Origin of the sequence: Corynebacterium sp. HMSC077D03 (assembly GCF_001808545.1) — a bacterium.
Taxonomy (GTDB): domain Bacteria; phylum Actinomycetota; class Actinomycetes; order Mycobacteriales; family Mycobacteriaceae; genus Corynebacterium; species Corynebacterium simulans.
In genome coordinates, this window is the sequence record NZ_KV793706.1 from 178,403 (window position 1) to 196,567 (window position 18,165).

The 18,165-nt window shown below is 61.8% G+C and carries 18 protein-coding genes; 7 read left to right on the forward strand and 11 right to left on the reverse strand.

From position 1 onward, the window contains the following. Window positions 1-117 precede the first annotated feature (117 nt). Genes HMPREF2888_RS11275 through HMPREF2888_RS11285 form a run of 3 tightly spaced genes read left to right on the forward strand, consistent with a single transcriptional unit; the run spans window position 118 to window position 3,566 of the window. Window positions 118-1,080: a 1-phosphofructokinase family hexose kinase gene (locus tag HMPREF2888_RS11275; protein ID WP_061923011.1), complete on the forward strand. Its 963-nt coding sequence runs from the start codon at window positions 118-120 to the stop codon at window positions 1,078-1,080. Between the two features lie 41 nt (window positions 1,081-1,121). Then, window positions 1,122-3,245 (forward strand): PTS fructose transporter subunit IIABC, encoded by a 2,124-nt coding sequence (locus HMPREF2888_RS11280; protein WP_061923014.1) that lies wholly within the window; start codon window positions 1,122-1,124, stop codon window positions 3,243-3,245. 51 nt (window positions 3,246-3,296) lie between these two features. Then, complete coding sequence (locus HMPREF2888_RS11285; RefSeq protein ID WP_061923017.1) at window positions 3,297-3,566, forward strand: HPr family phosphocarrier protein; 270 nt, start codon at window positions 3,297-3,299, stop codon at window positions 3,564-3,566. 90 nt (window positions 3,567-3,656) lie between these two features. Here the strand turns inward: HMPREF2888_RS11285 and HMPREF2888_RS11290 are convergent, their stop codons facing one another. The 3 genes from HMPREF2888_RS11290 to hflX form a co-directional block, all read right to left on the reverse strand. Next, on the reverse strand, window positions 3,657-4,661 hold the full coding sequence (locus tag HMPREF2888_RS11290) for an HNH endonuclease signature motif containing protein (protein ID WP_061923019.1): 1,005 nt from the start codon (window positions 4,659-4,661) through the stop codon (window positions 3,657-3,659). Between the two features lie 113 nt (window positions 4,662-4,774). Further along, entirely contained in the window at window positions 4,775-6,055 is a 1,281-nt protein-coding gene (locus HMPREF2888_RS11295; RefSeq protein WP_061923022.1) for a uracil-xanthine permease family protein, read from the reverse strand. Between the two features lie 30 nt (window positions 6,056-6,085). Beyond that, window positions 6,086-7,540: a GTPase HflX gene (hflX, locus tag HMPREF2888_RS11300; RefSeq protein ID WP_061923025.1), complete on the reverse strand. Its 1,455-nt coding sequence runs from the start codon at window positions 7,538-7,540 to the stop codon at window positions 6,086-6,088. A 79-nt stretch (window positions 7,541-7,619) separates the two neighbouring features. Here hflX and HMPREF2888_RS11305 point away from each other — a divergent pair, with 79 nt between their 5' ends. Further along, window positions 7,620-8,396: a hypothetical protein gene (locus HMPREF2888_RS11305; RefSeq protein WP_070518800.1), complete on the forward strand. Its 777-nt coding sequence runs from the start codon at window positions 7,620-7,622 to the stop codon at window positions 8,394-8,396. A 22-nt stretch (window positions 8,397-8,418) separates the two neighbouring features. Further along, window positions 8,419-8,934, forward strand: a complete 516-nt coding sequence (locus tag HMPREF2888_RS11310) for a hypothetical protein (protein WP_070518801.1) — start codon at window positions 8,419-8,421, stop codon at window positions 8,932-8,934. Here HMPREF2888_RS11310 and dapF read toward each other — a convergent pair. The 3 genes from dapF to HMPREF2888_RS11325 are packed head-to-tail and all read right to left on the reverse strand — an operon-like array spanning window position 8,931 to window position 11,259. Continuing rightward, a complete protein-coding gene (dapF, locus tag HMPREF2888_RS11315) occupies window positions 8,931-9,761 on the reverse strand; it encodes a diaminopimelate epimerase (protein ID WP_070433222.1) in 831 nt (276 codons plus the stop codon). The two genes, HMPREF2888_RS11310 and dapF, sit on opposite strands and share 4 nt — an antisense overlap. Then, window positions 9,758-10,660 (reverse strand): tRNA (adenosine(37)-N6)-dimethylallyltransferase MiaA, encoded by a 903-nt coding sequence (miaA, locus tag HMPREF2888_RS11320; protein ID WP_061923037.1) that lies wholly within the window; start codon window positions 10,658-10,660, stop codon window positions 9,758-9,760. Before miaA ends, dapF begins: the two co-directional genes overlap by 4 nt. Further along, complete coding sequence (locus tag HMPREF2888_RS11325) at window positions 10,654-11,259, reverse strand: hypothetical protein (protein WP_061923040.1); 606 nt, start codon at window positions 11,257-11,259, stop codon at window positions 10,654-10,656. Before HMPREF2888_RS11325 ends, miaA begins: the two co-directional genes overlap by 7 nt. Before the next feature lie 96 nt (window positions 11,260-11,355). Here HMPREF2888_RS11325 and HMPREF2888_RS11330 point away from each other — a divergent pair, with 96 nt between their 5' ends. Together HMPREF2888_RS11330 and HMPREF2888_RS11335 are read left to right on the forward strand one after the other, a co-directional pair. Continuing rightward, on the forward strand, window positions 11,356-12,663 hold the full coding sequence (locus tag HMPREF2888_RS11330) for a DUF349 domain-containing protein (RefSeq protein ID WP_070518802.1): 1,308 nt from the start codon (window positions 11,356-11,358) through the stop codon (window positions 12,661-12,663). Then, entirely contained in the window at window positions 12,653-13,753 is a 1,101-nt protein-coding gene (locus tag HMPREF2888_RS11335; RefSeq protein ID WP_246815075.1) for a GNAT family N-acetyltransferase, read from the forward strand. The genes HMPREF2888_RS11330 and HMPREF2888_RS11335 overlap by 11 nt, the downstream gene beginning before the upstream one ends. An 18-nt stretch (window positions 13,754-13,771) precedes the next feature. Here the strand turns inward: HMPREF2888_RS11335 and HMPREF2888_RS11340 are convergent, their stop codons facing one another. The 5 genes from HMPREF2888_RS11340 to HMPREF2888_RS11360 form a co-directional block, all read right to left on the reverse strand. After that, window positions 13,772-14,365 (reverse strand): Rv2732c family membrane protein, encoded by a 594-nt coding sequence (locus tag HMPREF2888_RS11340; protein ID WP_070518803.1) that lies wholly within the window; start codon window positions 14,363-14,365, stop codon window positions 13,772-13,774. A gap of 11 nt (window positions 14,366-14,376) precedes the next feature. Further along, complete coding sequence (gene miaB / locus HMPREF2888_RS11345) at window positions 14,377-15,897, reverse strand: tRNA (N6-isopentenyl adenosine(37)-C2)-methylthiotransferase MiaB (RefSeq protein WP_082785861.1); 1,521 nt, start codon at window positions 15,895-15,897, stop codon at window positions 14,377-14,379. 41 nt (window positions 15,898-15,938) lie between these two features. Further along, complete coding sequence (recX, locus tag HMPREF2888_RS11350) at window positions 15,939-16,535, reverse strand: recombination regulator RecX (RefSeq protein ID WP_061923048.1); 597 nt, start codon at window positions 16,533-16,535, stop codon at window positions 15,939-15,941. Beyond that, entirely contained in the window at window positions 16,536-17,669 is a 1,134-nt protein-coding gene (recA, locus tag HMPREF2888_RS11355) for a recombinase RecA (RefSeq protein WP_061923051.1), read from the reverse strand. 209 nt (window positions 17,670-17,878) lie between these two features. Further along, complete coding sequence (locus HMPREF2888_RS11360; protein ID WP_070456476.1) at window positions 17,879-18,094, reverse strand: DUF3046 domain-containing protein; 216 nt, start codon at window positions 18,092-18,094, stop codon at window positions 17,879-17,881. Between the last annotated feature and the right edge of the window lie 71 nt (window positions 18,095-18,165).

Sequence of the window (18,165 nt, forward strand, 5' to 3'; positions counted from 1 at the left end):
ATTGACTTTCGGGCATAACCAGACAACAATCAACAGGGAGCAGAAATCTGCGCTCGACCACCGTCCAGCTAGCTTTCTCCCAATATACGCAAACTGCGAAAGGGACGAGTCTCCACAATGATTCTCACACTGACCCCCAACCCCAGTATTGACGCCACCCTAAACCTCCAAGAAGCCATCAATCCGGGCGCAGTTCACCGCGCCAGCCAGGTTTCTCAGGTCGCAGGCGGCAAAGGCGTCAACGTCACGCACGCGGTGCACCTTGCCGGCGAGAAATCCGTCGCTCTTCTGCCCGCGCGCAAGGGCGATCACTTCCTCACCTTGATGGAAGACGGCAACATTCCCTTCGATGCCGTATCTATGCCCGGTTCTGTCCGAACCAACACCACCATCACCGAACCAGATGGCCGCACCACCAAGGTCAACGGCCCGGGCCCTGAGCTCGACGAGACAGTCCAGTCTGCCATTTCCTCCTCGCTGGCCGCGCTTTCCATCGGCGCGGAATGGGTGGTGCTTGCGGGGTCCCTGCCCAAAGGCGTTCCCACGCATTGGTACGCCACGCTTGTCGACGCCATCCGCTCCGCCTCGCCCCAAGCACGCATCGCCGTCGACACTTCCGACGCCCCGATGGTCGCCCTTGCAGAGCGCCTCAACGAGTCCGCGCCGAATCTAATCAAGCCCAATGGGCTTGAGCTCGGCCAGCTCACCGATACTGACGGAACTGCACTCGAGGCGGCCGCGGAACAGGGCGACTACTCAGGCGTCGTCGAAGCCGCGCGCGTAGTGGTTGGCCGCGGCGTCGATGAGGTTCTCGTCACTTTGGGCGGTGCTGGCGCAGTTCTCGTTACTGCAGATGGCGCTTGGGCTGCTACCCCACCTCCCACGGCTGTCGCATCCACCGTCGGCGCGGGTGATTCCGCACTTGCGGGCTATATTTTGGCCCGCCGCGCAGGGAAGGACTTTGCGGAAGCTTTGCGCCAATCCGTGGCCTACGGTTCTGCCGCTGCGGCTCTGCCCGGCACCCAGCTACCAAAGCCTGCACAAGTCAATATCGCAGAAACCAAAGTTTTAACCCTATAACCGCGTTTAACTACAACTCTGATCATTAAAGGAGTGTCCTCATGGCATCCAATCTCATCACGACAGACTTGGTCGCGTTGGACGCCGATTTCGGCGACAGTGTCGAATCTGTCATCACAAACCTTGCCACCCTGGTGCACGAGACGGGGCGCGCGACCTCCGTCGAGGGTCTCGCCCAACCGGCCATCGACCGCGAGGCCAAGGCTGGCACCGGCGTGCCCGGAGGCGTTGCTATTCCACACTGCCGCTCTGAGGTCGTCACCGAGCCAACGCTGGCCTTCGCGCGACTTTCCCGCGGCGTCGATTTCTCCGGTCCTGACGGTGACGCCCACTTGGTCTTCCTCATCGCTGCCCCCGCCGGTGGCGGTAAGGCACACCTAAAGATCCTTTCCAAGTTGGCCCGCGCGCTGGTAAAGAAGGACTTCCTCGAGGCGCTGCGTACTGCGGCGACCAAGGAGGAAATCGTCAAGCTGGTGCTGGATGTGGTCAACGCGGAAAAGCCCAAGAAACCTGCGAATTCTGCTTCCGCGGCGTCATCTGCTTCCGCGGCATCAACTTCCGCCGCTACGGCGGCGTCCGCTACCGCAACACCAACTACCGAGAACGCAGCCACCAACATCGTGGCGGTCACCGCCTGCCCCACCGGCATCGCGCATACCTACATGGCTGCCGACGCCCTGACCCAAACCGCGGCAGAGCGCACCGACATAAACCTCACCGTCGAGACCCAAGGCTCCTCGAATAACACCTCCGTCTCGCAATCGGTGATCGACGCCGCTGACGCCGTCATTTTCGCCACCGACGTCGGAGTGCGCGAACGTGAACGCTTCGCCGGCAAGCCCGTCATCGAATCCGGCGTCAAGCGCGCCATCAACGAGCCCGGCGTCATGCTCGATGAGGCCGTCGCCGCCGCCAAGAACCCGAATGCGCGGCGCGTGGCGGGAACGGCGGCATCGGAAAGCGCGTCCGGAAGCGCATCAGGCAGCGGAGAAGAAGGTGAAGCACTCGGCTGGGGCAAGCGCATCCAGCAGGCGATCATGACCGGCGTGTCCTACATGGTGCCTTTCGTCGCCGCAGGCGGCCTTTTGCTCGCCCTCGGCTTCCTCTTCGGCGGCTACGACATGGCCAACGGTTGGCAGGCGATTTCCACCAACTACTCGTTGACCAACCTGCCCGGCCACCAAGTTGAGGTCGACGGCGAGATGATGAGCTTCGACCGCTCCGGCTTGCTGCTCTATATCGGTGCGGTGCTCTTTGCCATCGGCCAAGCAGCCATGGGCTTTATCGTTGCGGCACTGTCGGGCTATATCGCCTTCGCATTTGCCGGCCGCCCGGGAATCGCTCCTGGTTTCGCCGGCGGCGCCATCGCCGTCGCCCTCGGCGCGGGCTTCATCGGTGGCCTGGTCACTGGTCTTATCGCGGGACTCATCGCCATGTGGATCGGCAACTGGAAGGTCCCGCGCTGGATCGGTTCCCTGATGCCGGTTGTCATCATTCCGCTGCTGACCAGCCTTATCACAGGTCTGTTGATGTACCTGCTGCTCGGCGCTCCGCTGGCCGCAATTATGGAAGGCCTGCAGAACTGGCTTTCTTCCATGTCCGGCTCGTCCGCCGTGCTGCTGGGCATCATCCTCGGGCTGATGATGTGCTTCGACCTGGGCGGCCCCGTCAATAAGGCGGCCTATCTCTTTGCCACCGCCGGCCTTTCCACTGGTGACCAGGCCTCCATGGAGATCATGGCCGCCGTCATGGCCTCCGGCATGGTTCCGCCGATTGCGCTATCGATTGCGACCTTCCTGCGCAAGAACCTGTTTACCCCGGCGGAGCAGGAAAACGGCAAGTCCGCGTGGCTACTCGGCCTCTCCTTCGTCTCGGAGGGCGCCATCCCATTCGCTGCCGCTGACCCGCTGCGCGTCATCCCGGCGATGATGCTCGGTGGCGCCACCACCGGTGCACTGTCGATGGCCCTGGGCGTCGGTTCGCGTGCCCCACACGGCGGCATCTTTGTCTTCTTCGCCATCGACCCGGCCTGGGCTTATGTCCTGGCTATCGCGGCGGGCGTCGTGGTTTCCGCGCTGGCGGTCATCGCGCTGAAGCAGTTCTGGCCGAACAAGACCGTCGAGGAAGCAGCCGCCAAGGCGGAGGCTGCCAAGGCCGCGGCATAACGCGTACACTTGTAGACACGAAATCTCACATAGTCGAAAGGACTTATCATCATGGCATCTAAGACCGTAAAGGTTGGCTCTTCCGTCGGACTGCACGCACGTCCTGCGTCCATCATCGCAGACGCTGCAGAGGCTTATGACGAAGACATTCTGCTGACCCTCGTCGGCAGCGATGACGACGAAGAGACCGACGCAGCTTCCTCCCTGATGATCATGGCCCTGGGCGCTGAGCAGGGTGACGAAGTTACCGTTACCTCCGAGAATGCAGAAGCAGTCGAGAAGATTGCCGCTCTCATCGAGCAGGACCTCGACGCTTCCTAGCGTTAGCGTTAAAAGACTCCCGAGCTTTAAAGCTTGGGAGTCTTTTTTAAGTTTTGGGCATGCCAAAGCACCCGCGCGTGGCGGGGGGCTCTAGCTCACCGGCGAAGCCCACGGCGGCAACCAGGTGATTTTTCCGCGAATGCGAGCTAGCTTTCCACGGGAAGTTTTCGGCGAACTTCCTGGCGGAGAGTCGTCATTTATTCCGTTGTGATACGCACAGCAGGTAACGAGGTTTCCGATGTTCGTATCGCCTCCCCTAGCCCAAGAGGTGAGGTGATGGACCTGCGCACTATCCGCCGGGTGATTACAGCCCGGCCACGCGCACGTGGGATTTTCGGCCGCGGCCAGCAGGCGCTGCTTTTCATTAGCAAACCGCCGCGTGCGATAAAGATTGACCGGCCCTTCATAAGGATGCACGAGGCTGACCAATCCATGCGCGGAAAGCACGCGGGAGACGAAATCCGCGCCAGAAATGCTCGCGCCGTTGGTCATGCGCAGCTGGATTTCCTCCCCGCCGCCTTGCGCGATTTCCACGAACTCGTCCAAAGTGATGACGACGTGGGAGCCCGCCACCGGCTTGTGCGCACCGGAAAAGAATCCCTCGTAAAAGGATTGGACGGGCGCTTCGGGTTTTAAGGCAGAGAAGATATCGGCAATCATGTCCTGCTTGCCGGTAACGGTCAGGGACCACAGCGCTTGGCGACGCCGCGTAATCCGCACCCCTTCCTGTGGTTCCCGCGGCTTGGCGTATTCTTTCGCCATCGCGCGGGCTTTTGCCTTCAGCTTGTCCGCGGGAAGGGTGCTGGTGCAGAGTGTTTCCCGTACTTTCCACTTATCGCGTTGGCGTGGAATACGGGAAATGTAGCCTTCGATCATCGTCAGCGTGGACAGGCTATGCGCTGAGCCCTGCGCGTTGCGCTGGCAGCGCAAAGAGGAGGTGGGGCCAAAATAGATGCCCGCCAGATAGATAAGCTCGCGGGCCTGTAAGTTCGACGCGCCGAGCTGCACGAGCTGTGCTTCGCTGCGCCCGTGGGCGCCGGCAAGAATGGCCATGCCTGGCGCCTGGGCTGCGAGGAAGTCTGCTAGTGCGTTCATGGTTTTTAAGCCTAAAAAGCCCTCACCAAGCCCCACAAGAGACAATTTTTGGCCTGTGGATAACTTCGCCAAATTCACCCCGAAAAGGGGCGAGATTGGTGACGTATCCCGTTTTAGTACTTGGCGCCCTTGCCCTCACCAAGGGTTTCGTAGAGCCACTTCGCCGCAGGGTAGACCACAATGACGCCGATGGAGCCCCAAGCGATGCCCTCGAGGGAAACGGAACCCACGTTCAGCGTTAGGTTGCCGATACCCGCAATCAACGCCACCGCAGCACAAGTCAGGTTCACCGGATTGTTGAAGTTGACCTTGTTATCCATCCAGATGCGGATGCCCAGCATGCCGATGAGGCCGTAAAGCACGAGAGTCGCTCCGCCCAGCACACCGGTGGGGATGGTGAAAATCAGGGCGCCGAACTTCGGGATGAAGGCCAAGCAGATGGCGAAGACCGCAGCCACCCAGTAGGCCGCCGTGGAGTACACGCGGGTCGCGGCCATAACGCCGATGTTCTCGGCATAAGTTGTGGTGCCGGAGCCGCCGAAGCCACCGGCGATGGCGGTGCCGAGACCGTCGGCGATAAGCGCGTCGCCAGCTAGGTCATCGAGGTCGCGCTTCGTCATCTCAGACACGGCCTTAACGTGGCCGATGTTTTCTGCGATCAGCACCACCAGCACTGGCAGCGCCACGGCGATGGCGGAGAACTTAAACTCCGGCGAGTGAAACTGCGGGACGCCAATCCAGGCAGCATCGCGGATGGTCTGCGCGGTTCCTTCCGCTAGGTTTCCGGTAAGCGCCGCAAAGACCCAGCCCACGACAACGCCGATGAGGATGCCCAAGCGGGAGACCATGCCGCGCCCGCCCACGGTCGCAAGGACGATAGCAGCCAGGGTAATCGCCGCAACGAGCGGCTGGGTCTGGAAGTTCGTCGTGGCCGCCGGCGCCAAGTTCAGGCCGATGAGCGCCACGATGGAACCGGTCACGGCCGGCGGCATCACCGCGTCCAGCACACGGCGCCCCGCAGCTTTCACCACGAAACCGACGGCCATCAACACTGCACCGGTCACCAAAATGGAACCGGCCTGCGCACTAATGCCATACTGCTGCGACGCCGTCAGCGGTGCGATGAAGGCAAAAGAAGAGCCCAGGTAGGAAGGCAGGCGATTGCGGGTAATCAACAGGAACAAAATAGTGCTGATGCCCGAGAACAGCAGCGTCGTATTAACCGGGAAACCGGTCAAGGTGGGAACCAGCAACGTAGCGCCAAACATAGCCACCACGTGCTGCATGCCGATGCCGATAGTGCGCCCCCAGCTCAAGCGTTCTTCCGGCGCTACTACCGCGCCAGGTGCAATATTCTTACCATCGCCGTGCAGGCGCCAACCAAAAGTACTCACGAGCCTTCATTATGGCCCACCAGCGGCGTTTTAGGAAACTTCTTCCGCAACGTACTCCGCCAATTCGTGGGCAACGGATGCAGGCAGGCGGACGTCGACAAGCGTGCCCTCCCCTGTGTACTCCTCACCCAAAACGGTGCCTTCGGCATGCACACGGGAGACAACATCGCCGCGGGTAAAAGGAACCAACAAACGCACGTGCGCATCACGAGAGTTGAGAAAGAGCTCAACGCGCGAAGTCAGCTCGTCGATGCCCTCGCCGGTGTGCGCGGATACGTAAACCACGTTCTCGCGGTCGAGCACGTGACGAATCTCAGCAAGCACAAGCGGATCGGCCTTATCGATCTTGTTGATGACGATAATCTCCGGCGGCGCCTGCTCGCCTGTTTCCTGCACGATGTCGTAGATGACCTTATTGACAGCTTCGATCTGTTTCAACGGGAATGGGTCGGAGCCATCGACCACGTGCATCATGATATCGGCAGCCAAGACTTCCTCGAGGGTGGACTTGAAGGCCTCCACCAGCTGCGTGGGCAGGTGGCGCACGAAGCCGACGGTGTCGGTGAAGACGACTTGGCGGCCGTCGGCAAGCTCTGCGCGGCGGGTGGTTGGGTCAAGGGTGGCGAAAAGCGCGTTTTCCACCAGCACGCCTGCGCCGGTCATCGCGTTGATGAGGGAAGATTTGCCCGCGTTGGTGTAGCCGGCGATAGCAATTTGCGCGATTGTCGACGCCTGACGCTTTGAGCGTTTGATATCACGTGCGGTTTTCATTCCGCGCAGCTCTTTACGCAGGCGCGCCATCTCGGAGCGGATGCGGCGCCGGTCGGACTCAATCTTGGTCTCGCCGGGGCCGCGCAAGCCGACGCCGCCGTTAGAGCCCGCGCGGCCACCCGCCTGGCGCGAGAGGTTGCCGCCCCAACCGCGGGTATGGGTATAGAGGTATTCCAGCTGTGCAAGCGAGACCTGCGCCTTACCCTCTTTGGACTTCGCGTGTTGGGCGAAGATATCCAGAATCAGCATGGTGCGGTCAATGACCTTGGTGTTGAGCTCGCGCTCTAGGGCGGAAAGCTGGCCGGGCTGCAGTTCGCCGTCGCAGATGACGGTGTCGGCGCCGGTGGCTTCGACGATTTCTTTGAGTTCCTGGACCTTGCCACGGCCGATGTAGGTGCCAGGGTCGGGCTTTTCGCGCTTTTGGTAAATCGCTTCCACGACTTCGGCGCCGGCGGTCTCGGTCAGCGCGGCAAGCTCGGCCATGGTGGCCTCTACTTCGGCGACGGTGCCTTCGGTCCATACGCCCACGAGTACGACCTGCTCGAGGCGCAGCTTGCGGTACTCCACCTCATAGCCGTCGGTGGTGTCTTCAGCGCGGATGGTGGTGGAAACGCGGCGAAAGGCGTTGCGCTCGGCTAGGTCGAGGTCGCCCGTGGTGGGCTGGAATTCCTCACCAAAAGCCTGCGCGAGAAGTTCTTCGTGATTTTCGTTCATGTTGCTTTTATTCTTGCACGTCGCAGGCTTAAAACCCCAATTTTTAGTAGCTAAAGCCTGCGGAGATACAATAGCCACTATGACCGAATCTTCCCCCGCCTCCACTGCCAATACTGAGATGCAGGCAATTGGCCTGAACTTTGTGCGTTGGCAAGACGCCGTTGAGGCAGCCATTTCCACCAACCAGCTCACCGTCACCGGCGAGATCCGCGACGGTCAGCTCATCCAATTCGCGGACCCGTCCGGAGCGCAGATCAATATCCTCGCGGTCGAGCCTTTTGCCACCTACATCGGTTTCGATTCCGTGACGCAGGGCTTTGCGCATGTGTCCATGGTCAACGACGTGCTGGCTTTCATGGAAATCCTGGACCCATTCGGCACCGTTCTCGCACAGGCCACCGCTAACCTCGCGCAGGGTCCGCTGCTGGCAGACGAAGAAACCCAGCCGTGGCAGCAGGTAGGCCTTAGCGTCATGGGCTTCGGCGTGAAACGCTATGCCTCCGCCGCAGATTACGAGGCAGAGTTTGATACTTACCCGGCGGCCTTCGAGTCTGAGGGCGCAGAGATTGTCGCGCAGGGTTCCGGCGCAGCGGCGCCTACCCCGGGCTGCCGATTCGCCGCCCGCGTGATGGAATCCGAGTGGCGCGAAAACCAGCTCACCGGCGAAAAGTTCATGCACCTGGTCATGGACGGCGTCTTCCCGTTCGACCTCTGCTTACCGGCCAGCTTCGGCGAGCTTCCCGCCAAGGATGAAGTTCTGGCTGGAACTGGTATGCTGACGGCTTCAATCGAAATGCCCACCGGCGGCTGCGGCTCCGACGGCGGCTGCTCCTGCGGTTCTGGCGGATGCCACTAAATAAAACGAAGAAGGGCCAGGTATGGACTCGACAGGGCGTCATATGCTCGCCGTCACCCTTGCGGTGGTGGCAGCCGTTGCGCTCATCGTGACCCTGAAACTGCCTGGCCTTTTCATTGCGCTCTTGGTGGCAGGCGCCATGTGGCTTTTCGCCTCTGCACGTCCCGACGCCTCCGAGCACGCCGCCCTGCGCACCTCCATCAATCTTTCCGCGGACGATATCCGCGACGTGATCGCTGAATTCGACGCCTTCTGCAATTCGCAAAATACCGATGCCATTGCAGACCGCACTTTGCACCGCCCCGCGCTGCTGGATCTGGATTGCACGGATCCCACCATCGAGGCCTTCCGCTACGAATTAAACGGTGCCAAGCGATTTTTAAGCCGCTTGGACATCCGCGTATACCGCACAGACATCGAAACCGACGAGCTGGAATCCCTCTTAAGGGTTACCGATGACCGCGCCACCGAGCTGCGCGAGACCTGGCTCGCCGCCCGCCGCGCGGCCCTTTCCCTCGGCACGCACTACAAAGACTAAAGCGCGGTCTCGCCAGTTGCCACGATGCGCGAAGGGCCGGTAAGACGCGAGTCTTCGTCGAAGATCTCCACTTCCACCGTGCCGCCGGGAACATGGACGCTGACGGTGCCGGTGCCGTAGCCGGCGTCGGCAAGCGCGGCGCATGCGGCCGCCACGGTGCCGGTGCCGCAAGAGCGGGTCTCTCCGACGCCGCGTTCGAAGACACGCATGGAAACGGCGCCTTCAGCAAGCTGAGTCAGCACCTCAACGTTGACTCCCTCGGGAAAGAAGGACTCATCGAAAGTCGGCTGCTCGAAGGTCATCTCGGCCAGGCCTTCTGCCGAAAGCCCCGGGATGACCGCTGCCAGGTGCGGATTGCCCACGTCGACACCGAGGCCCGCAAAGCTCTCGCCTGCCATCGACGCCGTGGAAACTCCGGTTACCCGCGCAGCACCCATCTCCACGCTAACCTGCGCCTCGAACTCATCGAAGGAATGCACCGTCACCGTTTTCGCACCGGCACGGGTGCCGACGGTGAAGGAATCGGCATTCACCAAGCCGCGGGAACGCACCCAGTGGGCGAAGACGCGAGTGCCGTTGCCACACATTTCGGCGACGGAACCATCGGCGTTGCGGTAGTCCATGCACCAATCCTCGTCAGCAATTCCTTCGGCGAGCGGCTCCCCCAGCGCGCCCGCGCGGACCACGCGCAGCAGGCCATCCCCGCCGATTCCGGCGCGGCGATCGCACAGGCGCTGCACGCGCTCGGGGCTAAGCTCTAGCTGGCCGTCATGGTCTTCGATGATGACGAAATCGTTTTCCGTACCGTGTCCCTTGGCAAATTTCATGCCTCAATAATACGCAGCGCCTGCCCGCGCGTATCGGCGGCCGCATCCAGCCAGTTGATGCGCTTGTCGCGGTTAAACCAGGAGCGTTGGCGGCGCACGTAGCGCCGCGTTCCGGTAATCGTGCGCTCTATGGCTTCGTCCCAGGTCAGCTCTCCTCGCTGAGCTTGGAATACCTGCGCATAGCCGATGGCGCGGCCGGCGGTGGAATCTTCTACGAGGCCTTGTGTTTGCAGGCGCTCGACCTCCGTTACGAGCCCGCGTTCGAACATGCGTCGGCTGCGCAGCTCGATGCGCGGGTTGAGCCAATCTGCTTGCGTGCGCAGACCCAACAGCAGCGTGTTCCAGCGCGGCGGCACGTCCTTCGGCGGCTGGCTGGCTTTGAAGGGTTTGCCGGTCAGCTCGATGACCTCCAGCGCACGGACGGTGCGCCGCGGGTCCTTGTCCTCGATGATGGCGGCCGCGGCCGGATCTACTTCTGCAAGCTCCGCGTGCAGCTTATCGACGCCGATTTCCACCCTCCGCTGTTCATACTTCGCGCGAACTGCAGGGTCGGTGGGTGGAAACTGCCAGTCGTCGACGAGCGCCTGGACATAGAGCATCGAGCCACCCACGAGGATGGGCGTTTTGCCGCGGGCCATGATCGCCTCGACGTCGGAAATGGCGTCTGCTTGATAACGCGCGACGGAGGCCTTCTCCGTGACCTCCCAGACGTCAAGCTGGTGGTGCGGGATGCCCTCGCGTTCTTCCATCGTGAGCTTCGCCGTGCCGATGTCCATGCCGCGGTAGAGCTGCATGGAATCGACGTTGACAACCTCGCCGTCTAGCTCATGCGCGAGCTGCACGCCCAAGTCACTTTTACCCGAACCCGTAGGCCCTACGACTGCGATTGGTCTTAGCATTGCCACCCCGCCACGTATCGTCCAACGCCCAGCGTCGAATCCGCCGCGCGCAGTTCCGCCTTTAGCGGCCGCAGCGCCGCAAGCTCTGCCCACAGCGCAGTCTCCTCGACGCCGGCGGCACGCAGCTTATCTTCATCGCAGCTTTCGTCCGCGCCCGCTAGCAGGGATTCGCACCACTGGGCGGCCGCAGGGGCGGCGTCGATAAGCGCGAGCGGCGCGCGTTGGGTAAGCCCGGCACTGCCGTCTACGCACACGATGGTGAGAACGCCCGCGCGCGGGGTGCCTAGGTGCTCGCGGACCTCGCCCACGCGATAATCCGGACCACCTGCAAGCATGTAGCGCGCCATAAGCTCCGGCAGGTAATTGCCTTCGCCCAGCTCCACGCTCGGGGCACCCCACGCGCGCAGGGAACCTGTATGTGCCGTATGCCAGCGTGCATCCCTGGAGCCAACGATGTCTAACACCAGCTCCTCATTGGCCGACGCGTATTCGCGGACCAGCTGCCGAGCTGCGCCTAATAGCGCGCGGCTAGGGGCATCTGCGGGAGATAATTCCTCCGCCAAGGCCGGCGAGGAAGGCATAATCAAAAGATTTAACATTGCTCACTCATCCTAATGCAGGAGAAGGTACTGTTAGGGAGAACACTCTAGGCAGCCGTGACGCGCGGCGCGACTTTCATAAAGGCGGTTTCAACCATGTCTATCCCAACCCCAGGTGCAATGCCCAAGAAGGGTGCTCGTCCAGGCCCTCGCCCGGGCGCACAGCCGGCGGCTAAGGTCGCAAAGAATGATCCGGCCAAATGGGGCCGCGTGGAGGAAGACGGTTCCGTCTTCGTCAATGCTCCCGAAGGCGAGCGCAAGATTGGCGAGTGGAAGGCCGGCACCCCGGCTGAGGGCTTGGCGCACTATGGTGCCCGCTACGATGACCTTTCCACCGAGATTGAGCTGCTGGAAACACGTTTGAAAGCGCATCCGGGCGAGGCGGAAACCATCAAGGCCACCGCCGCGGAGCTGCGGGAGTCTTTGCCTACCGCTGCCGCTATCGGCGATATTGCGGCCTTGGACAAGCGTTTGGGCGCTGTCATCGAGCACTCCGTAAGCGCCGGCGAGCAGGCGCAGGCCGATAAAGCGCGCCGCCGCGCGGAAGGCATCGCGGCCAAGGAGAAGCTCGCGGCAGAGGCCGAGGACATCGCAGCGAACTCCACCGAGTGGAAGGCCGCGGGAGATCGCATCCGCGCCATCCTCGAGGAGTGGAAGCAGATTCGCGGAATCGACCGCAAGACTGACGACGCCCTCTGGAAGCGCTACTCGCGAGCACGCGACTCCTTTAATAGGCGTCGTGGAGCGCACTTCGCGGAGCTAGACCGCAATCGCGCGGCGGCCCGCAAGCGCAAGGAAGAGCTCGTCGAGCGCGCCGTGGCGCTGCAGGATTCCACCGACTGGGCAGCCACCGCGCGCGCCTACCGTGACCTGATGACCGAGTGGAAGGCCGCCGGCCGCGCCCCGCGCGAGGCCGATGACAAGCTGTGGGCTCAGTTCCGCGCTGCGCAGGACCACTTCTTCTCCGCTCGCAACGCCGTCAACGACGAGCGCGATAAGGAATTCGCCGCCAACGCGCAGGCGAAGGACGCCCTGATTGCGGAATACGACTCACAGATCGATCCTTCCAAGTCCATCGAGGCTGCTAAGGCGAAGCTGCGCGAGCTGCAAGAAAAGTGGGAGGAAATTGGATTCGTCCCACGCAACCAGGTCCGTGAATACGAGGCCAAGATTGAGGCCCTGGAAAAGCGCGTTTCCGCCGCGGAGGATTCCGAGTGGCGCCGTACCGATCCCGAAGCTCAGGCACGCGTGGCGCAGTTCCAGTCCAAGGTCGACGATCTAAACGCGCAAGCCGACGCCGCCGCTGCCAAGGGCAACGCCAAGAAGGAGCAGGACCTGCGCGCCCAGGCCGCGCAGTGGCAGGAGTTCGCGGACGCAGCGGCAGCTGCTGTAAATGACAAATAATTTGCTCGTCCAGATTGTCCCCGGCCGCGGAGAGCCAGCAGATTGCGTCCGTAGCTTCGTCTTCGACGCGAACCTGTATGCGCAAGAGGCCAGCGGTGACCCAGCCGCATCTTCTGCGCCTTCGCGGGTGGTCCAGCGCCTACAAGGCTCGAACGAGTCGCAGACCTATCTCTTTGGGCTAACTTCTCCTACCCCACTGGAGGTGGGCGCGCTGGGCTTGCCCACTATTTCCGCGGTGGAGCCCAGCCCGGAGTTGGATTTCGACGGCTTCATCCATATCTCGCTGCCTCTTCTTGAAGAAACACAGAATGCGGAAATCGAGTGCGTTCTCGCGGCGGGCCTGCTGCCCATGCCCGGCGAGGAGCTGTCCGCGGAAGCGCGCGGAGTGACCGAGCAGCTTGTCGACGCCGCCCTCGACCTGGCCCATAAGCTCGGCCGCAGCGTCGCACAGATAGGTATGCTCTACCCTGCCGATGCGGACTACTCTTATGACCCGTTCTCGGGCCCGTATATCGCGCGGGGCTTTGCACAAAAGCACGCCGAGCACCAGATGTTCGTAGAGTTTCCGGATACGCCAGCGCGGCCTTTCCCGGTGGCCTCGCGCAAATTTCATGTCTTTGCCGACTATGACATCCCCGCTGAGTATCTGGATGACATCCTGGAGCTTTTGACCGTGGCCTCCACGGATGCGGTCTACGGCGATTTGAGCACCGAGCCTATTTACTGGACCGCGCAGCGTTTGGAGGAGGCGCATCGCAGGCTGCGGGCACGGCGCTCGCATACTCTTCTGGTTGCGATCGAGGAAGCCGGGCGTATCGTGGCGCTGACGGAGCTTTCCCGGCACGCGGATGCGGACCCGGAGGTCTGTGAGTGGACGCTGACGGTCACCGCCCGCGATAGGCGTCGACGCGGACTGGCCACGGCTGCGAAACTGCACGCACTGCACGAGGTCGCGCGGTGGTGGCCGGACGCGCGCCGAGCATATTGCTCGGTCGCGGATGCGGACCCGGCGATGAACCGCATCTATAAGCACCTAGGCGCGAAGGTTATTTCCACTTCCTCAGCCTGGGAGCTGCATCTCCGCAGTTAAGGACTGAGCATTCGGGGCTTAACGCTTGTGTGCTTGGCGGCGCCGGTCGTCGATAAGCAGCGGATTCTCCTCCGGAGGAAGTGTAGTCGCGGCCTCCGTCTGCAGGACGCCGACTTGATCGAGGGAGCTGGCTGCGGCGCGGGCTTTTTCGGCCGCTGCAATCTGCTCGGGGCTGCGCCTAAAGGCCACGCGGCAGTACGCCAAGAATGCAATCAGGCTAGCGAGCACGCCGACCCACATGCCGATGGAGGCGCCGTCCGCGGTCGAGCCGCGGTACCAGAAGCCCCAGAGGTTAAGAAACAGCGAGATTGCCACCAGCATCCATGCAGCAAGACCGAAGTTTAAGCGGCGGGTGATGACGGTGAGGCTGGTCAGCACGCCGATGCCCAGCAGGGCACACCACCCCGAGATGTTCTCCATGATGGAAATCTTCACGCTCGGGCTGTCCAGACCAAGAACCTCCCAGCCGTTGGCGGTGCCGGCATAAGGCAGAACCAGGTACGCCACCCACGCGACAATCGCTACGATGAGCGCGGTTTTGTAGCCTCCCAGTTCCATCTTCTGGGCGGCAGCGCGCTCGGCAGCGTGGGCGGTGTCGTACTGATTGCTCATGAAATACTCCTTTAGCAGCCGCAGGAATCTTGGGTGGCGGGGGCGCCAACCTGCGGTAGCCCCAAACCTACGCCGATAGGCGCGGTGGTTGGGGTCTGCCCCGCTGCGGACATGTCGCCGGCCTTAGTGCGGCGGTGCTCGGTAACGCCGGAGTCAGCCACGAGGAAGAAGGAACCGGAATCGGTAACGGTGGTATGCACGACGTCGCCTGGGCGGATATCTGCGCTGATGGAAGTGCCGGCGGCGTCGATAGGCGCAAAGTGCACGAGGCGGCCATCGCGGGAACGGCCGGTCAGGCGGTGAGTCTTGTCAGCCTTGCGGCCGCCCTCGGCCTGCACCAGCAGCTCGACGTCGGTGCCAACCAGCTTCGCATTCTCCTCGGCCTGGATGGAGTCCTGCAGCGCGACGAGGCGCTCGAAGCGCTCCTGCACGATGTGCTTCGGGACCTGCTTTTCCATCTCCGCCGCCGGGGTACCCGGGCGCGGCGAATACTGGAAGGTAAAAGCGGAGGCAAAACGGGCGCGCTTTACCACTTCCATGGTGGCCTCGAAGTCCTCTTCGGTCTCGCCTGGGAAGCCGACGATGATGTCAGTGGTGATGGCCGCATGCGGCATCTTCTCGCGGACTTCATCCAGGATGGCGAGGAACTTCTTCGAACGATAAGACCGGCGCATCTCCTTCAAGATGCGGTCGGAGCCAGACTGCAGCGGCATGTGCAGCTGCGGGCACACGGCTGGGGTCTCGGCCATAGCGTCGATGACGTCGGAAGTAAATTCTGCCGGGTGCGGCGAGGTAAAGCGCAGACGCTCCAAGCCCTCGATCTTTCCCACCTCGCGCAGCAGCTTCGAGAACGCGAACTTATCGCGCGGTAGGTCAGGGTCTGCAAAGTTCACGCCATAAGCGTTGACGTTTTGGCCCAGCAGGGTGACCTCGGAAACGCCTTGGTCTACCAGTGCCTTGACCTCGGCCAGGATGTCGCCCGGGCGGCGGTCCTCTTCCTTACCGCGCAAGGAAGGAACGATGCAGAAAGTACAGGTGTTGTTGCAGCCCACCGAGACCGAGACCCAGCCAGCGTAGGCAGACTCGCGCTTTGCAGGGAGCACGGAAGGGAAAGCCTCGAGGGAATCAACGATTTCCACCTGGGCCTCGTCATTGTGGCGCGCGCGTTCGAGCAGCGTAGGAAGGGCACCCATGTTGTGGGTGCCAAAGACCGCATCAACCCACGGCGCGTTATCGAGGACGGTGTCTTTGTCCTTTTGCGCCAAGCAGCCGCCCACGGCAATCTGCATGCCGGGGTGGTTCTCCTTGGTCTTCTTCAATGCGCCCAGGGTGCCGTATAGGCGCTTATCTGCGTTCTCACGCACCGCGCAGGTGTTAAAGACGATGAGGTCGGGCTCGTCGCCGGAGTCGACTGCGCAGTAGCCTGCCTCCTCCAGCAAGCCGGAGATGCGCTCGGAATCGTGCACGTTCATCTGGCAGCCAAAAGTACGCACTTCGTAGGTGCGGGGCGCCTCAGTCTGGGGATTACTCACGTCGGGTCATTCTATCGGCCAAAGCAGCCAACTCATAAACCCTAGGATTCCAGCTCCGCGATGCGCGCATCCAGCGCCGCAATGGCAATCCGCATGGACATGCCTTGGTTGAAACCGCGCCGCGCCAGCACGCCTACGATGCGGCGCAAGTATTTATCACGCTCTGCCCTATCCTCCGGCACCGTTTTCACAGAGCGTGCCTTCTTTACTGCCAAGGCCTGGGCAATGGACTCCTCAGATTCCTCCGTCACCTGTTCCAAGGCCTCACTCCGCAGGGCTTGGGACACGCCCTTTTCCTGCAGCTCGCGATCTAGCACGCGCGCGGATTTACCCCTGCGGGCATGGCGCTGGCGCACCCACTCTTTGGCAAAGGTGGCGTCGTCAAGCAGGCCCACGTGCGTTAGGTCATCGAGGACCATCTCCACCACCTCAGCGTCGAATTCGAGGGCAAGGAGGCGGTCGCCTAATTCCTTGCGCGAACGCGCGCGCTGATCCAGCAACAACAGCGCGCGCGAGCGCACCTTGGCTTTGGCTTCTTCTGCTTCGGCATCAAAAAGCCCGCCTCCAGCGGCGCCGGATTCATATTCGGCAAGCGCCTGGCGAAGCTTTTCGAGCTTTTCTGGGGCGGGCTTTGACATTTAGTCGTCGTCGAAGTCGACGTTCGGAACCAAATCGACGGCGTCATCCGTCAAGGAATCGTCCGCACCGGGCACGTCCATGTGGACTTCCTCCCCCGTCGCGGCCGCGGCGCCGATGCCCAGCTTGGTGAAGATCTTCTTCTCGATCTCATCAGCCAGGTCCTTATTTTCCTTCAGGAAGTTACGGGCCTTCTCTTTACCCTGCCCCAGCTGGTCACCCTCGTAAGTAAACCAGGAACCGGACTTCTTGATAAAGCCATGCTCCACGCCAAGGTCGATGATGGAGGACTCACGCGAAATACCCTCGCCATACATGATGTCGAACTCGGCGATCTTGAAAGGCGGGGAAACCTTGTTCTTCACAATCTTGATCTTGGTGCGGTTACCAATCGCATCCTGGCCATCCTTAAGCGTCTGGATGCGGCGGATATCGCAGCGCACGGAAGCGTAGAACTTCAGCGCCTTACCACCGGTGGTGGTCTCCGGGGAGCCGAACATGACGCCGATCTTCTCGCGCAGCTGGTTAATGAAGATGGCGGTGGTGCCGGAGTTGTACAGCGCGCCGGTCATCTTGCGCAGCGCCTGGGACATCAGGCGGGCCTGCAGGCCGACGTGGGAATCACCCATCTCGCCTTCGATTTCCGCCTTCGGGGTAAGGGCCGCGACGGAGTCGATAACGATGATGTCGATAGCGCCGGAACGCACGAGCATGTCGGCGATTTCCAGCGCCTGCTCACCGGTATCCGGCTGAGAAACCAGCAGGTTATCCGTATCCACGCCCAAAAGGCGAGCGTACTCAGGGTCGAGGGCGTGCTCGGCGTCGATAAACGCAGCGATGCCACCTTCCTTCTGCGCAGACGCAATCGCGTGCAGCGCAACGGTGGTCTTACCCGAGGATTCTGGGCCGTAAATCTCCACGATGCGCCCGCGCGGGAATCCGCCGATGCCCAGTGCGATGTCGATGGCGGTGTTGCCGGAGGAAATCGCGCGGATTGGGGGACGCTCGTCGTCGCCAAGGCGCATGACAGCACCCTTACCAAAATCCTTCTCAATCATCGCCATCGCGGCGTCGAGCGCCTTCTGGCGGTCATCTCCCTTGCCCGCCGCAGCGGTGGACTTCTTCTTCGTTGCCATTTTTAATTCCTAACGTTGATTTACCTGCGCATCCCACAGGCTCATTGATTTAGACTGCCCAACCGCACCTGCGGTTCCGCAGCAAAAGCTAAGCTAGCGCCGACGCCCGACACCCCAAACCACCTTACACACAAGTGTTCGAAACTAAAATACAAACCCCGCGTGTCCGCCCGGTTTTAACTCACAGGTCTTCGAATGCGTTCGAACAACTAGAGCGTGGGGTAGTCCACGCCCAGGCGGCGGTTTTCCGGAACATCAAAATCATCGCACAGACCTTCCCATACCTCGCCTGGGTCTACCCCGCGTTCGATGAGCTCGTCAGCAGTCTCACCGTATTTAGCCAGCACGTGGGAGTGACTTATCCACTTGCCTTCGGATTCACCGAATTCATCGACTATCAGTTGGTGATACTCCGTCAATCGCATGCCCGCTATCCTACAGGCCGAACTTCCAAGCCCCAGTCCCTGCTCAACACACCCGCCTGAACGCCGTTCAA

Excerpts from the sequence above, each read along its gene's own strand:
- HMPREF2888_RS11275 (WP_061923011.1), top strand. The coding sequence starts at position 118 with ATGATTCTCACACTGACCCCCAACCCCAGTATTGACGCCACCCTAAAC.
- HMPREF2888_RS11280 (WP_061923014.1), top strand. The coding sequence starts at position 1,122 with ATGGCATCCAATCTCATCACGACAGACTTGGTCGCGTTGGACGCCGAT.
- HMPREF2888_RS11285 (WP_061923017.1), top strand. The coding sequence starts at position 3,297 with ATGGCATCTAAGACCGTAAAGGTTGGCTCTTCCGTCGGACTGCACGCA.
- HMPREF2888_RS11290 (WP_061923019.1), bottom strand. The coding sequence starts at position 4,661 with ATGAACGCACTAGCAGACTTCCTCGCAGCCCAGGCGCCAGGCATGGCC.
- hflX (WP_061923025.1), bottom strand. The coding sequence starts at position 7,540 with ATGAACGAAAATCACGAAGAACTTCTCGCGCAGGCTTTTGGTGAGGAA.
- HMPREF2888_RS11305 (WP_070518800.1), top strand. The coding sequence starts at position 7,620 with ATGACCGAATCTTCCCCCGCCTCCACTGCCAATACTGAGATGCAGGCA.
- HMPREF2888_RS11310 (WP_070518801.1), top strand. The coding sequence starts at position 8,419 with ATGGACTCGACAGGGCGTCATATGCTCGCCGTCACCCTTGCGGTGGTG.
- dapF (WP_070433222.1), bottom strand. The coding sequence starts at position 9,761 with ATGAAATTTGCCAAGGGACACGGTACGGAAAACGATTTCGTCATCATC.
- miaA (WP_061923037.1), bottom strand. The coding sequence starts at position 10,660 with ATGCTAAGACCAATCGCAGTCGTAGGGCCTACGGGTTCGGGTAAAAGT.
- HMPREF2888_RS11325 (WP_061923040.1), bottom strand. The coding sequence starts at position 11,259 with ATGTTAAATCTTTTGATTATGCCTTCCTCGCCGGCCTTGGCGGAGGAA.
- HMPREF2888_RS11330 (WP_070518802.1), top strand. The coding sequence starts at position 11,356 with ATGTCTATCCCAACCCCAGGTGCAATGCCCAAGAAGGGTGCTCGTCCA.
- HMPREF2888_RS11335 (WP_246815075.1), top strand. The coding sequence starts at position 12,653 with ATGACAAATAATTTGCTCGTCCAGATTGTCCCCGGCCGCGGAGAGCCA.
- HMPREF2888_RS11340 (WP_070518803.1), bottom strand. The coding sequence starts at position 14,365 with ATGAGCAATCAGTACGACACCGCCCACGCTGCCGAGCGCGCTGCCGCC.
- recX (WP_061923048.1), bottom strand. The coding sequence starts at position 16,535 with ATGTCAAAGCCCGCCCCAGAAAAGCTCGAAAAGCTTCGCCAGGCGCTT.
- recA (WP_061923051.1), bottom strand. The coding sequence starts at position 17,669 with ATGGCAACGAAGAAGAAGTCCACCGCTGCGGCGGGCAAGGGAGATGAC.
- HMPREF2888_RS11360 (WP_070456476.1), bottom strand. The coding sequence starts at position 18,094 with ATGCGATTGACGGAGTATCACCAACTGATAGTCGATGAATTCGGTGAA.